Annotated in this window: 14 protein-coding genes; 10 read left to right on the top strand and 4 right to left on the bottom strand. The window is 47.6% G+C overall.

The window, feature by feature from the left end:
- Positions 1-7 precede the first annotated feature (7 nt).
- The 7 genes from secY to rplQ all read left to right on the top strand — a co-directional run bounded on the left by secY (position 8) and on the right by rplQ (position 4,773).
- The gene (secY, locus tag OXN25_24670) at positions 8-1,339 is read left to right on the top strand and encodes a preprotein translocase subunit SecY (protein ID MDE0428061.1); all 1,332 of its coding nucleotides are present in this window, start codon (positions 8-10) and stop codon (positions 1,337-1,339) included.
- 25 nt (positions 1,340-1,364) lie between these two features.
- A complete protein-coding gene (gene rpmJ / locus OXN25_24675; GenBank protein MDE0428062.1) occupies positions 1,365-1,481 on the top strand; it encodes a 50S ribosomal protein L36 in 117 nt (38 codons plus the stop codon).
- Positions 1,482-1,560: 79 nt separating this feature from the next.
- The gene (rpsM, locus tag OXN25_24680) at positions 1,561-1,953 is read left to right on the top strand and encodes a 30S ribosomal protein S13 (protein ID MDE0428063.1); all 393 of its coding nucleotides are present in this window, start codon (positions 1,561-1,563) and stop codon (positions 1,951-1,953) included.
- 113 nt (positions 1,954-2,066) lie between these two features.
- On the top strand, positions 2,067-2,438 hold the full coding sequence (gene rpsK / locus OXN25_24685) for a 30S ribosomal protein S11 (GenBank protein ID MDE0428064.1): 372 nt from the start codon (positions 2,067-2,069) through the stop codon (positions 2,436-2,438).
- Between the two features lie 9 nt (positions 2,439-2,447).
- A complete protein-coding gene (gene rpsD / locus OXN25_24690) occupies positions 2,448-3,083 on the top strand; it encodes a 30S ribosomal protein S4 (GenBank protein ID MDE0428065.1) in 636 nt (211 codons plus the stop codon).
- A gap of 233 nt (positions 3,084-3,316) precedes the next feature.
- Positions 3,317-4,336 (top strand): DNA-directed RNA polymerase subunit alpha, encoded by a 1,020-nt coding sequence (locus OXN25_24695; protein ID MDE0428066.1) that lies wholly within the window; start codon positions 3,317-3,319, stop codon positions 4,334-4,336.
- Positions 4,337-4,368: 32 nt separating this feature from the next.
- Positions 4,369-4,773, top strand: coding sequence for a 50S ribosomal protein L17 (rplQ, locus tag OXN25_24700; GenBank protein MDE0428067.1), 405 nt, complete (start codon positions 4,369-4,371; stop codon positions 4,771-4,773).
- Between the two features lie 185 nt (positions 4,774-4,958).
- Here the strand turns inward: rplQ and OXN25_24705 are convergent, their stop codons facing one another.
- From OXN25_24705 to OXN25_24720, 4 genes are all read right to left on the bottom strand, one after another.
- A complete protein-coding gene (locus tag OXN25_24705; GenBank protein MDE0428068.1) occupies positions 4,959-6,239 on the bottom strand; it encodes a hypothetical protein in 1,281 nt (426 codons plus the stop codon).
- A 63-nt stretch (positions 6,240-6,302) separates the two neighbouring features.
- Positions 6,303-6,902, bottom strand: a complete 600-nt coding sequence (locus tag OXN25_24710) for a hypothetical protein (GenBank protein ID MDE0428069.1) — start codon at positions 6,900-6,902, stop codon at positions 6,303-6,305.
- A 293-nt stretch (positions 6,903-7,195) separates the two neighbouring features.
- Positions 7,196-7,378: a hypothetical protein gene (locus tag OXN25_24715; protein ID MDE0428070.1), complete on the bottom strand. Its 183-nt coding sequence runs from the start codon at positions 7,376-7,378 to the stop codon at positions 7,196-7,198.
- Positions 7,379-7,382: 4 nt separating this feature from the next.
- Entirely contained in the window at positions 7,383-7,754 is a 372-nt protein-coding gene (locus OXN25_24720) for a type II toxin-antitoxin system RelE/ParE family toxin (protein ID MDE0428071.1), read from the bottom strand.
- Positions 7,755-8,875: 1,121 nt separating this feature from the next.
- On the opposite strand from OXN25_24720, the gene OXN25_24725 reads away from it, so the two are divergent.
- The 3 genes from OXN25_24725 to OXN25_24735 all read left to right on the top strand — a co-directional run.
- Complete coding sequence (locus OXN25_24725; protein ID MDE0428072.1) at positions 8,876-11,683, top strand: lamin tail domain-containing protein; 2,808 nt, start codon at positions 8,876-8,878, stop codon at positions 11,681-11,683.
- Between the two features lie 236 nt (positions 11,684-11,919).
- Positions 11,920-12,045: a hypothetical protein gene (locus tag OXN25_24730; GenBank protein MDE0428073.1), complete on the top strand. Its 126-nt coding sequence runs from the start codon at positions 11,920-11,922 to the stop codon at positions 12,043-12,045.
- Positions 12,046-12,425: 380 nt separating this feature from the next.
- Positions 12,426-14,511, top strand: a 2,086-nt coding sequence (locus OXN25_24735; GenBank protein ID MDE0428074.1) for a hypothetical protein, incomplete at its 3' end; no start/stop codon positions are given.

Raw genomic sequence — 14,511 nt, forward strand, 5'->3', positions numbered from 1 at the left:
AAAATAAGTGATTAAGGCATTTCAAAACGCTTTTAAAATTCCCGAATTGCGGAAGCGCATTATTTCTACAGCGTTACTCTTGGTTGTTTATCGCCTTGGTGCCCACATTACACTTCCAGGGATTGACGACCAAGCACTTGAAGCATTTTTCCAACAACTCATGGAGCGCGGTGGTAATGTCATTGGGTTCATCGACCTGTTTTCCGGGGGCGCGTTTAGTCAGATGACTATCTTCGCACTCGGCATACAACCCTATATTAGTGCCTCGATCATTATGCAGCTTCTTGCTGTTATCGTGCCTTCCTTGGAAAAACTTTCCAGGGAACCCGATGGCAGAAAGAAGATTACCCAATACACCCGATATGGAACGGTTATCCTGAGTATTATTCAGGGCATAACAATTAGTATTGTCCTGCGGAACCCAGAAAACATAACGGGTCAAACGGGGGAGATCGTCAGAGACCCTAACCTCTGGTGGCATTTTCTGGTTGTTTTGACACTTACAGCCGGGACCTCTTTTGTCATGTGGCTCGGTGAGCAAATTACCGAACGCGGTATTGGGCAAGGTATTTCGTTGATTATTACTGTCGGAATTATCGCCGGGTTACCAGGGGGTGTTACGACCGTTTTCAACAATCTCGTGACAAGACCAGAGTTTGGAATTCTGCAACTCGCACTCTTAGTGGCTCTCGTTATTGTAGCTGTTATGGGTACGGTATTCATTACGCTTTCTGTGCGGAGAATTCCGGTTCAGTATGGGAGACAAATTCGTGGACGTAGGGTCATTGGTGGACAATCAACACATCTGCCACTCCGTGTTAACGCAGCAGGCATGATTCCGATTATCTTCGCTGTCACCTTAATTCAGTTTCCGCCAACTGTTCTTGACTTTCTGCCACGCGACTGGGCATGGGTAACATCTGCTAAAGCACTCATTGATCCAGGGACACCGTTGTACCTCACCGTTTACGCGTTGTTGATTATCGGTTTCACCTATTTCTATACGGCTGTTCAAATTAACCCTGTTCAAATGGCAGAGGATTTACAGAAATATGGCGGGTTTATCCCAGGTATCCGTGCTGGAAAACAGACCGCAGATTACATCAACACGACACTCACGAGAATCACGCTGCCAGGTGCTGTTTTTCTCGCCGCTATCGCAGTGATTCCGATTATTATTACCAGCCGACTCGGTGTCGGCAACATGGTTGAAGGTGCTTCTATCTTAATTGTTGTAGGTGTTGTCTTGGATACGATGTCACAAATTGAATCCTACTTAACCGTCCGCCATTATGAAGGATTCTTAAAGGATCGAAAACTTAGGGGCAGGCGACGTTAAGCCCTTTCAAGGGAAAGAGATAATTATGAAAGTCCGACCTTCTGTTAAGAAGATGTGTAACCAGTGTAAAATTATCAAGCGAAAAGGGGTTATCCACGTCATTTGTCCTTCAAACCCGAAGCACAAGCAACGACAGGGATAATCGTCAGTGGCCTAAGCCGCGAACCGCAGACCGCGAACCGCGAAGAACGAATAGCGGTCCGCGAATAAAGGAGAAAATCATGGCAAGGATCGCGGGGGTTGATTTACCCCGAAATAAGCGAGTGGATATCGCACTGACAGCAATTTACGGTATCGGTCGTTACACGGCATCCCAAATCGTCAACGACCTTGACATTGACCCAGGAAAGAAAGTTGACAACCTCGCCGAAAACGAAGTCGGTCAACTCCGAGACAAAATTCTCGATTATAAGATTGAAGGGGACTTGCGTCGCGAGGTCGACCAGAATATTAAACGCCTGATGGATATCAACAGTTATCGTGGCTTGCGGCACCGTCGGCAGTTACCTGTCCGCGGTCAGCGTACAAATACCAATGCACGCACCCGTAAGGGTAAGGCGCGGACGATTTCTGTCGGTAGAAAAGCCAAAGAGGCAGGACGCAAGAGTGGATAATCCGCGTACGGGTTGCCAGTTTGCGATTATCCGTAGGTGAGGTCTCTAACCTTGGCTGTGGACATGAGGCTCTCTTAACTGACAACTGACAACTAACAAAGAGGAGAACAGTTTTGCGTGGAAGAAGAAGAGAACGCAAGAACGTCCCAGAAGGGATAGCGCATATACAAGCTACCTTCAATAACACAATTATTACAATCACAGACTTAAACGGAAATACCGTTGCTTGGGCAAATGCTGGTATGACTTTCACCGGTTCACGAAAGTCCACCCCATTTGCTGCACAGCAGACCGCGGAGGCATGTGCCCGTAGAGCAATGGATCACGGTATGAAACGCGTAGAGGTCAGAGTCAAAGGTCCCGGGTCCGGGCGAGAATCTTCTATACGAGCACTCGCTGCCGCCGGACTTGAAATTACATTAATGAAGGACGTGACTCCGATCCCACACAACGGATGTCGTCCCCCGAAGAGACGACGGGTTTGAGGAATACGAATGAGCAGATATTTAGATTCAGTCTGTAAATTATGCCGACGGGAAGGCGAAAAGCTCTTTCTCAAGGGACGGCGATGCAACGGTCCGAAATGTTCTTTTGAACGCCGTAGCTATCCACCTGGACAGCACGGACAGACCCCGCCCCGCCGCGGTCGCGAAAACAATTTCCGCAGGCAGTTACGCGCGAAACAGAAAGTAAAACGCACCTATGGTGTTTTCGAGAAACAGTTTCGGAACTATTATTTCAAAGCTGCCCGCCAAAGCGGTATTGCTGGTGAAAATTTAATTGGTTTCCTTGAACGCCGCCTTGACAATGTTGTTTTCCGCCTCGGATTCGCAACATCTCGAAATCAGGCGCGTCAACTCGTCAAGCATAACCACTTTACTGTCAATGGGAAGCGCGTTAACATTCCTTCCTATATAGTACAAGTTGGCGATGTCATCGCACCACGCGGGCGGAGTCGCAACCTCGCTGTTATTCAGGAGGCTTTAGAGTACGCACAGCATCGCGGCGCACCTGAATGGCTTGATGTTGACATCGAGAAGACGGAAGGACGCGTTCAGGGAGCACCCGTGGTAGAGCAGATCTCCGCAGACCTTGAAACACAACTCATCATTGAACTTTACTCCAGGTAGGCGTGTCCCCTATACCGTGTGTGTTATTAAATACTGAGTGTTTATGCATGGACACTCTTACAGCGCATCTGCATCCGATAAGATACTCGCAAGGACTTACAGCACACAAGGGACGTGGGGCATGTCCGATCATACGCTATCGATGCAAACTGTGAGTTGAATACGCCGACAGCATCCGGTGCTTCAGTTTGCACGCGTTCTAACATTCGTTTTAATTCTATGGGAGGAAATCGATGATAAGGTCCGAGCTCGTGATACCCGAGCGGCTGAAAACTGATATTGAGTCTTTACAGCCGGATTACGCAAAATATACCGCTGAACCCTTTGAGCGCGGATTTGGGACAACCCTCGGCAATTCTCTACGCCGAGTCCTCCTTTCCTCAATCAAAGGTGCAGCGATTACGGCTGTTCAGATCGAACAAGTTAAACACGAATACGACACAATTCCCGGGGTGCTTGAAGATGTCGTCCAAATCATTCTTAATCTCAAAGAGGTGCGCCTCAAGATTACTAACGACACCCCAATGACACTCACCCTGCACGCAGAAGGTTCAGGTGAAGTTACTGCCGCTGATATTCGTCCTAATTCAGACGTTCAGATTATCAATCCCGACCGGCATATTGCTACACTTGATGAATGCGAGGGGTTGGATATGGAAATTCATGTACAAACAGGACGTGGTTACTCTCTTGCTGAAGAACACAGACCAACAGACAACCCAATCGGGTTGATTCCTGTGGACGCAAAATTCTCGCCCGTTGAGAAGGTTAATTTCTGGGTAGAAGAGACGCGGGTCCGCGACACAACTAATTTTGATAAGCTCAACCTTGAAGTCTGGACTGATGCCACTATTACGGCGAAGGAAGCCGTCACTCGAGCTGCAGAAATTTTACTACAACAATTGGAACTCTTTACGGAATTCGATGAGAACTACGTCGAGCCTGAACCTGAGATTGATGAGGAAAAACTGAGGCGCAACCGATATTTAGCCAAACCTGTCGCGGAACTCGAGCTCTCGGTTCGCGCCAGCAATTGTCTCGAAACTGCAAATATCAAGACCATCCGAGAACTCGTTACAAAAGAGGAAAAGGATATGTTGGAATACAAGAATTTCGGACGCACTTCGCTTAACGAAATTAAGGAGCAACTCGCCAACATGGGGCTTTTCCTCGGAATGAAACTCGACGATATGGACGATGCCGACATCGACGAAGAAAATATGGCGCAAGAATCTTTGCAGCCGCCCATGTAATTCTTCACGACGACGCTCATAGGAGGAATACAATGCGTCATAGAAAAAGCGGGAGGAAACTCGGACGGACGAGTAGCCATCGGAAGGCACTTTTTCGTAACCAAGCCACCGCACTCTTTGAGCATGAACAAATTCGGACAACGCTCGCTAAGTGCAAAGAACTGCGTCGCGTTGCTGAAAGATTAATTACGCTCGCGAAGCAGGGCGATCTGCCCGCACGTCGACAAGCCGCAAAAATGCTCTATGGTACCCATCTACATTATAAACCGAGGCGCGGAGAAGAAGCCAGTAGGGTTGATAAACACGCCGTTCTGCGAAAACTCTTTGATGATATCGGACCCCGTTATCAAGACCGGAACGGCGGATACACCCGTATCATCCGTGGTGAACTCCGAAAAGGAGACGGCGCACAGATGGGCTACATTCAACTGGTGTAATGGCTAATAGCGGTCAGCAGTCAGGGCGGGTTTCTCCACTGCGTTCCGAAACCCTCTCAGCGGTCAGTTAAGAGACTTTCTGTAACGCTCGCGTCTTTGCTGGTGCCTGAGAGTGTAGCGCAGCGGAACGCCTACGCAAGTCGCGTGTGGACTTGCGGGACAATGCTGAAAGCGAAGCGTGCTAATTAAAACCGATACGCCGCTGATACAAACACCCGATGTGTCAAGTGTTCAGTTTTGACATCATTGCGCTCTTGTGCCCAACCACCGAGCACATACGTAACATCAAGTTTCAACGAATCCTCGAAAATTTTACCGACTCCTGCTGTCAAGAAATCATGCGTATCTACTTGGGTAGATCTGAACGGGATAGGATCGCGAAGATAGCCGAGGCGGATATGTGTTGTAATAATCGGTATCCGATATTCCACACCCAATCGAACCTGAAGTGTTGTGGCATAGTACTCCTCAAAATTGTCTTGTGAAATATCATCTGCCGGCGCGGGATCGTAGCGCGTCTGTGTCCAATCTGTCAGTTGGAGGTCGCCCGCGAATATCAGCTGCTTGTCGAAGAGTTTCACAGCAATCCCCGTTCCGACTTCAAACGGACGCTCAATATCATACACTAAGGCACCGCTTTCCGTATCACTTGACCTTTCTCCGTCATCGTAATCGGCGATCGTTGATTGATACCAGAGTTCATCGACACCTAATTCTACGGGGGATACTACGTTTACACCGAGGCTAATCTCATCAGTGAGGTGTGCAAGAAGCCCTATCCTACCGCCTACGCCTGAATACTCCCGATCAATCTCGTCGTCATATCTGAAACGTGCCAACTCCCGATCTATGTCCACGATGTCGGTCGCCGTTACGTCCAATTCATTAAGACTATTCCCGTGCCAGAAATCCAAGGAACCGCCAATCAGAATGTGTTTTGAGACGTATACGCTCGTGCCGAAACTCCAAATCCCGATACCGCCGCTATACACATCGGTTTCATTGATAGCAAGCCCGCTGAATTCCGTACCGGAACTCGGATCAATCCCTTGAATCGCTGTCTGATAATCAAAGTTTTGCGGACGGTTGTAACCGAAAGCGATTGCCCAACCCCCCTGTCTCGCCTGAAACGGATAGACAAACCCAATAGAATTCAGACGCATCTGTGAGCGACTCGTTGCTGTTTTCACTGCATCACCCGTAAAGTAGGTATCAGCAATCGCTGTGTTGTGCGATAGGCTGCTGAACATCTCAAACTTTTGGATCTGTGCCATCCCTGCCGGATTCCAATAGAGCGCCGTAAAATCATCAGCGAGACCCAGTGAGGCACCCCCCATCCCCATTGCCCGCGCCCCGACACCAAACGTTTTCCCGATTGCCATCTCTTCCACTTGCGCTGTGCTAATAGGCGCAAAGGAAGCCGTAGCAAACAGACAAATGAATGTTAAATATATTGCTCGTTTCATCGTTCCTTTTCCTCCGTGCTATTTGTAGGAGGGGTTTGTAACCCCGAATTACCTCACCCCTATTTACTCATTTCTATTTCTTGTACGTCGCTGGGGTCGTTCCGATTGCGTCCGTGGCGAGGTCACACTCCGTGAACTTCGTGAACGTCGGCTTTCACTTCGCCAATTGCTTCTGTTAGGGTAGGTACGCCGTGAGAGCGGAACATACCGACTGCCACTGTAATACCGCCTATAGACATTCGTGTAAGGATAGTATCCATAATAGGGGTAGTAGCTTCGGTAATGTCTGTAATACGGACGGTAGTATCCAGAAAACCAAGGGTGGAATGGATACCATACCGGCGAATAGGCGTAATAAGGATAAGGCGCGTAAGGTGCCCAATGATAGGTATCGTAGCGGGACGGATGCGAATAGGTCCTACGATAACTCCGTTTCCGTCTGCCGTAATAGCCTTCTGAATCTTCAGCATCGTCACCCTGCTTCTCTAATTCGGATGCTTCCGATTCCGTTTTGGAGTGATGTTCCATCTCCTCTTCTTCCAAAACCTTATGGTATCTCCGATCGAAGTCTGCAGACGCATAATAGCCCAATTGCGTATAACACCCAGTCAGTCCGACCACTGCCCCAAGCAACAATAGCGCGAACACTAATTGCAACTTCATTGTCTCTTTCTCCTTTGGATTTCCCCGTGAATCTTGACCCATTATATCATATTATACGAGAGAACCGAAAAAAAAGTTTACATCCGAAGCAAATAAATCCTACGGGATTGTGCTTTGGGCATCTGTGTTTATTTTATGGAAACCCAGCAAAAGACGTTGTATTAGGGGCTGTCGCAAGGGGTGGTCAAGTCGTCGAGAATATGTTTACGAAGTTTATTGAGGGGAGTCTGGAGGTTTAGGAATAAATAAAAAAAGCCACTGGATCACAGACGATCCAATGGCTTCCTCACAACTCAATTAATAAAGAATCCTGCTATACTACTTAGAAATTTCCTTATTTTTCCAAAGAAGCTCGTTTTACCTTTTTGATAAAGGTGTCCATATCTTTCCTCGGCAAGTTCTTGGACTTCTTCATAGATACCTTTTTCTTTAAGGTGATCCCAGAAATTGCTGCCTTCATGCTTATTGGCTCTCATAGACCTAATCCTCCATAGTATTTAAATACTCGCGCATTCTTCTTACAGCCAAGTCTAAATCGTGTTTCGGTATGCGGTAGGACTTTTTGATAAAAGCGTGAAGAAACACAATTTTTGAATCATGCACACAAAATAAGATTCTGGCAATCATTTTATGGGTTAATCTAATCCGAATTTCCCACAAGCCTTTATATCCTGATATTCTACGAAGTAGGTTTGACCTTGGGATATTCGGAAAATGCTGAACAACGGAAGATATAGCAGCAAATATTAACTTTTGTTGATCTTCAGAACGATCGTCTATCCAAACTCTTACAGGTTCTTTGCCATTTTGTGTTGCGAAATAGACGGGATCGTAATCAGTTCTATTCCTCATGAATAATTACTTTTTATAGTCAACACATAAGACTCACTTTTAACAATTATACCGTCCTAGCACATATTTGTCAAGTGAAATCAGGGTCGTTTCCAGGGCATTTCAGAGGCATTCAATTCTCCAATAATTCCAACCTTTGCCTCAGAGCACTTCGCTGTAGAAGCACGCTGTACTCGCCATCTTACGTCAAAACGTTACCTTCAACGAAACAGCCTTATGGATTTACCTCCGAATCTTGACTTATTAGTATTTCGCAGAACACGCTTCTGTAGCATAATGCAAGGCGCATCTGGGCGGGCACAAACCTGTGTAGGGGTTGGGTTACCCAACCCGTCCCAGAAAAAGTCTGTGTTTGTTCAAGCATTGCCATCAGAAAATGCTTTGCCGACTGCTAAAAACGCAGCCTGCGAATGCGGCGAAGGTTACGTTTAACGTACTTTGTCAAGTTAAAATACAAAAAAAATGAAAAAAAGTAAAAAAAACATGAAATTACGTGTTTTTTTTTAAAAAATTGTGGTTTTTGTTATTTTTTTCTGAAAAAATCTGAACGTGGGGAGTTTCGCGCGTCAAAAATTATCCAAAAAGTGATAATGAGTGCCACTATATAGTATGTAACGCGCCCCTTCCAGCCTTCCTACCGAAATATTTTCATTTTTACTTATCCTATAAAAAGTGTTGAAAATAACGTTTTACGTTAAATGTCTTATACTTAATAGCAACGAGTGTTACAAAGTTAATTTTCACACACGTGTTGCCAGAATGTGAGTCGATTTCCGAGACGCGAAGAGTTTCTCCTATAAGGAATAACAAGGGAAATAGGAAAACAACGCGTATCTATTAAAGGCATGGCTCGCGCAGGGGATAAATGCCCCCCTCGGCACAAGTTTGAAAATGGACGATGCTGTATCCAAATAGGCAGCGAAGAAAAACACCTCGTTATCGCTGCACACGATGCAGCACATTAGGTTAGGTTCAAAAAAGAATAGATATCCACATCTCTGGATACAGATTCTTATGTTATGTATATAGTGTTAGAGACATCGGAAAGGTGGGTGTTCTGAATCCCACGCCTCCGATAAATGTTTATCTTTTATATTTAGTATTTAAGGAGAATAGAAGTAATGTTGTCAAAGAAATTGACATTTTCCTTAGTTTTCGTTTTGGCGTTAGCACTCGTTGCTGGTCCGGCATTTGCGCAACAGTCATTTGTCAGTACCGACCTCAACACCGATGGTGCTGATACCCCAGGTCCCCTGGGTGAAAAAGGATTCGTCATTTTTGAGATGGCTGGAGCTAATACTGATCCCGCCAGCAATGGAATATTAGGTTCTGAAGTAACGCAAGTCCCAGCTGCTCCAGCTGAAACGTTTCCGAATCTACGGACTTTTTTCGCTAATGGTGGAACGATTGAACTCTTGATGAAAGGGAACGCTGGTAAGTACACAAAGGCTGGGCCTCGCCTCGTTATCAGCGAAATCCTTTGGGGTATTAGTGAAAATGACGCAAGAGATCAGTGGATTGAGGTTTACAACAATGGCACAGCGTTAGCAGCTGCCGATCATGTTGTGCTTCTTTTCACCACTAACCAACGCGTGGAACGCGACACAGTGAGATTTATAGCACCCAGTGCGGATGGTGACGATGTTGCAGCTTCTGCTACTCCTACGATAGTTGCCGCAGATACAGATGATACAGCCACGACCTTATATAGAGTCGTTGATCGTGTTACCACACGCCCTCGTGGTGGTGGCGGTATATTCACACTGCCAGGGACTGCATCAGGTCGTATTACGGCACAGGTAGCCGCTAACGTAAACCCAGCTATCCCCACGTCTGCTCTCGTTTCGGCGTATCGCAAGGGATGGGATGGTAGCACTTATAGAGCCCTTAATGGTCGTGGCAAAGACGATCCTGCCGCAGATGACAGTGCAGGTCCTGCTGCGTTAAGGGACGTTGGTGATGGTGGTAACGCAGGTCGCTGGGCAGCAACCACTGCTCCGTTCAATATAGACCACACTATGGCTATCACAGCCACCCCAGGAGCGCTGAATGCCAGTGGTGGACGCGGCGATGTAGTCAATGCTCCACGTCCAGCTGCGGAACCCGCCTCTCTCTCAGCGACGGGTGTTATTATCAACGAGGTTCGCAACGATACCTCCGAAGCAAACCTTGACTGGATTGAACTCTTCAATAACACCGATCCGAGTGCTGCGGGTGCTGTCCCCACGAACATCAATAACTGGCAACTCAGTCTCGTCAAAAAATATGACGAAGAGATTGTGCTTGCGAAGCTGCCAAGTTACAAACTCCAACCGGGTGAGTATCTTGTCGTCTACAATCGGGATCCTGGAGATACCATCCTGGCAGGTGGTGTCAATGTTGGCGAACTCGGGTCACACGTTGAAAAGGGTGCTTCACACAAGTATGTGGTTAGCTCCGATTTGAACCTTCCGAATGCAGATGGGTTCCTTCTTATCCTTAGAACGGGGACCGATAAGAACAAAACGCATGAAAAGGTCAAGGATATCGCCGGTAACCATTTCGTCACACACGGGCTCGAAAATCAGTTTATTAATCAAAGAACGAATGTCTGGCCCTTGAAATACTGGAAAGTTCCTGGTGATCGGGACGGGAACGACTTTAGCGGTAGTAACTTCGCCTCTCGGAACAAGTCTTTCGGACGCGAAACTGGACTGAACGATAAAGGTGTCTACTGGCCCGAAAGTGGTGCGAACAGACTCCACAAAGACAACTGGCAAACCAACGGTTTCGGGTATCAGGGCGGAGTGGGTTATGATCTTGGCGTTGATCCCCCTATGGCTCCCGGAACGCCCGGTTACGCCAATAATTCGTCTCGTAACGTCATTGCTGATGATCGTGACAACGCTGCTGGCAAAACGCCTTACGCTTTCAGTGGTATGATCACGATTAGCGAGATTATGTATGATGCCGGTCCACGCTGGAACCTCATCCAGTGGATTGAACTCTACAACTCCTCCATGACAGAAGCGATCAACCTGAACGGGTGGATGATGGAAATTCGCAACGAACAGACGGACGTTGAGTCCTTCGTGGATTCCAGTTTCGAGTTCAAAGGTGATGTTTTTATCCAACCCAACCGGACACTGCTCCTTGTTTCAGGCACAGGGGTTAATGACGTAGATAGGAACAGAGTCTACAACCTCTACGAGAACAACCGTACGGATTTAGGCTTGGTCGCTCGCGACAGCCGACTCCTGAGCAGCGCAGGTTTCTACATTGCGCTCAGTGCAAAAGTTAACGAGGGCGGTTCGACCCAAATGATAGTCATTGACGAAGCGGGTAACGTGATGGTGGACGGTGCAGCACGGATACATCAGTGGGATCTCCCTGCACGTGGTGATGTGCGTCAGTCACTCGTCCGTCAATACGGTAGTCGCCAAATTGATGGCACAGCTGACATGGCGAGTGATGGCACGATGTCCACCTCTTGGAACCAGTCCGACCTTAGTGGTGCGGGTATCAGTTTCTACGGACATCGCAACGATGTTGGCACCCCCGGGTTCCGTCTCGGTGGTCCACTGCCCGTTTCGCTCTCCAGCTTCCGTCCCGTCCGTGATGACGCCACTGGACACGTCGTCGTCCGTTGGATTACACAGTCTGAATTGAACAACGCCGGATTCAACATCCTGCGGAGTGAAAGCAAGACGGGTGAATTCACAGTCGTCAACGTCAAAGGTATCGTTCCCGGACACGGCACGACATCTGAAAAGCATGTCTACGAGTGGACGGACACCACGGCGAAACCCAACGTTGTCTATTATTATCAAATCGAAGATGTGTCGTTAGACGGCAAGCGCACGCGCCTTGCGACGACGCGTCTGAAAGGTCATGTCTCTGCAGCAGGGAAGGTCACCACGACCTGGGGTGATTTGAAAGATGTTGACTAAGCTGCGAGACAAACAAGGTTATTTCAGGGATACAATCTATTTGAACTAACCTACCAACCGATAAAGGCGGTGTATCCCTACACCGCCTTTATTTTTTTACATCGTTTCTGAATCGCGGATTATGGGAAATCGTCTGAAGCAGGATTTATAGGATGATTGGGATTTGCACGAGGAGGGGCGTATCGGTTGCTGTACCGCAAACTTCAGTTTGCGTGATGAAATGCACAATCTAAAGATTGTGCTACAAAGATATCAAGTGGCACGGCTCGGCACCTCACCCGCAGGCGAAAAGGCTTTATCTGTCTGAATCTCGGATTTTCACGGATGAGGCGGATGGACGCGGATTATGGGAAATCGTCTGAAGCGGGATTTACAGGATGATTGGGATTTGCAGAATGAGAGAGTATTAGTTGGTGTAGCGCAAACTTTTAGTTTGCGTGCTGAGATGCCCACGTGCATACGGTTTCAACAAATAGCTTGATTATCTACTGAAAAATAAAGGGCAATCAAAAGTGCTGTAATCCTGAAAATCCGTATAATCCCGCAAATCCTGCTTCAGACGGGAATATTATCTAACATCATATTTTCAACGGTAAAAAAATGGAACTGCTTTCTTTACAGGTTGGGTGTTTTTGCTTGGGTGTTTCCCCACCAACCCTTTTACACATCGAAACATTGAGATTACAATAGAAAATTCGGGGGTAGAAACCCCTCCTACATAGAAATGGAGAAGGTATTTCTTATGAAAAACTTAATGACACAGAAATTCATTTTCGGTCTACTGATGGCATGCGTGCTGGCGTCGGGTGTGCAGGGTGTTGCGGATGCGTTGACTTTTGGAACAACTCGGTCTGGGGATCTGCAAACAGCATCGCTTAACCAGCAGTTTACAATCAAGTTTTCCGTAACCCCTAAGGGAAACACTTCAATTAGAAATGCCAATGGCGACCTTATTGATCAGAATGATGTCCTTATCAATAGTTCTGGATATTACATTAACGCGGATGGAGACTATCTTGATGGTCCTAATGGTTCGGTTGTGACGAATTCGGCTGATAGAGTGAAAGCTGAGGATGCTGTACGCTATCATTACAATCAAGAGCAGGTTGACATTGCGGTCACCAATGCTAACATCATTAAGGTCGGAAGTTACGGTATTACACCTGCGGCTACGCACTCTCTGATGGAAACTGGTGAGCGTGAAGACAAACTTAGCAGCAGTATCACCTTGACCCTTGTTCGTACCGAGACCACTGGAGAAGAGGTTACAATCACGATATCAGATATGACCCCTCTGCCTGACTTACCCAATGGAACTGATGATCGCGCAACACCAAATCAGGTGTTCACAGTTTACGTAGTGCAAGAACGCGATGCAAGTCCAACTGGTCTTAGTCTTGGAGGTTTAGTCAGCGATCAAAACTACCAAACCGATCACAATGACTTTGCCGATCCGACAATTACGGTTTCAGGTGTGGCGGCGCATACCAGAGTTAAGTATGAGGTTATTGAAGGTTCTGGACGGCTTTATGTGCAGGAAGGAACTCGTATGGGTTCTGCTTCGCGTTCACTTTCGACCTCAAGTAGTGCTGTAGTCCATCTTGATATGGCTGGTACAACTAACAGAGTTAGAGCATCTATCGCCGGTGCTGTTCCCACGACAGGTATCTACATCTTTGGATATCCGACCGTGGCGATAGTCAGTGGTAATAATCAGGAAGGTGCTTTAGGCGGACGGCTTGAAAATCCGCTTGTTGTTAGGGTGACGGATGGAAAAGGTAGAAATATTTCCGGATTAGCGGCTGTATTTAGTTCCCCAGGAGGCGGCGTATTCTTTCCTGTCTCTGGCACAACTGTCTATACCTCTGATATTGCTGGTACAATGTTGGCGACGGGTTTTACTGCCAACACGGTAGTCGCTACATCAACGCGCCCAGGATCGGGTGGTGCCATAGCCGTACAAACTAATTCGAGTGGTCAGGTGAGCACCTATTTTCAATTAGCTGCCACTGGTGCAAGCCAAGTTGTTAACGTCACTGCAGGCGGGAGTCCCCTCCTGAACCCCTTTAGACCTTCGGGCGAAACCGAATCGGGTATACCGAGTATAGAGATTGAGTCGGGTAGCGGTCAGCGTGCAGTCAATGGGAATGTTGAGGATCCGTTGGTTGTTGTTGTACGCAAGGGTGGACAGCGAGTTTCGGGTGAGACGGTTACGTTTACCACAGATAGGGGCGTTTTGTCAAATACTCCTAGGACTGGTGAAACTTCTGGATCAGGGCCCAACGTAACGGATATAACCGATGGACAGGGACGTGCCTCGGTTACGTACTCTCTTGACTTTACAGGCCCTGTTCGAGTTGTCGCCAGTATCAGTGGTACTGATCCGGTTACGTATCGGCGAGAAGTAACCTTCGGTATCAACGGTGCTGGTAGCTCGAATAACCAACAACAGCAACAACAGCAACAACAGCAGCAAGAGCAACAACAATCCACCACCCCAACCCTCACACTCTCATCAACAACAATCTCAGGCGCAGCGGGGAGTTCGCAATCTGTCACGGCAACTGTCCAACGCGGCACGACCGCTGCACCGGGCATCGCGGTAACCTTCCAAGTCGGATCGCTTACGCCTGTCGTGCTGTCAACGAATACGAGTGGACAGGCATCACACACCTTCACGCTCCCGAGTGCAGATACGACACTCAGTGTAAGCGCGAATGTGTTGGGCACGCCTGTATCGGCATCTGCTACACTTGATGTCACTGGCACGACAGATACAACAGATACAACCGACGACACAACACCCGTCCAAGTGCCAACGGACATCC

The sequence above is a fragment of the Candidatus Poribacteria bacterium genome (assembly GCA_028820845.1).
Classification (GTDB): domain Bacteria; phylum Poribacteria; class WGA-4E; order WGA-4E; family WGA-3G; genus WGA-3G.

Bases quoted from the DNA above. Each gene is read 5' to 3' on its own strand.
- rpmJ (MDE0428062.1), top strand. From the start codon at position 1,365: ATGAAAGTCCGACCTTCTGTTAAGAAGATGTGTAACCAGTGTAAAATT.
- rpsM (MDE0428063.1), top strand. From the start codon at position 1,561: ATGGCAAGGATCGCGGGGGTTGATTTACCCCGAAATAAGCGAGTGGAT.
- rpsD (MDE0428065.1), top strand. From the start codon at position 2,448: ATGAGCAGATATTTAGATTCAGTCTGTAAATTATGCCGACGGGAAGGC.
- OXN25_24695 (MDE0428066.1), top strand. From the start codon at position 3,317: ATGATAAGGTCCGAGCTCGTGATACCCGAGCGGCTGAAAACTGATATT.
- rplQ (MDE0428067.1), top strand. From the start codon at position 4,369: ATGCGTCATAGAAAAAGCGGGAGGAAACTCGGACGGACGAGTAGCCAT.
- OXN25_24705 (MDE0428068.1), bottom strand. From the start codon at position 6,239: ATGAAACGAGCAATATATTTAACATTCATTTGTCTGTTTGCTACGGCT.
- OXN25_24710 (MDE0428069.1), bottom strand. From the start codon at position 6,902: ATGAAGTTGCAATTAGTGTTCGCGCTATTGTTGCTTGGGGCAGTGGTC.
- OXN25_24715 (MDE0428070.1), bottom strand. From the start codon at position 7,378: ATGAGAGCCAATAAGCATGAAGGCAGCAATTTCTGGGATCACCTTAAA.
- OXN25_24720 (MDE0428071.1), bottom strand. From the start codon at position 7,754: ATGAGGAATAGAACTGATTACGATCCCGTCTATTTCGCAACACAAAAT.
- OXN25_24725 (MDE0428072.1), top strand. From the start codon at position 8,876: ATGTTGTCAAAGAAATTGACATTTTCCTTAGTTTTCGTTTTGGCGTTA.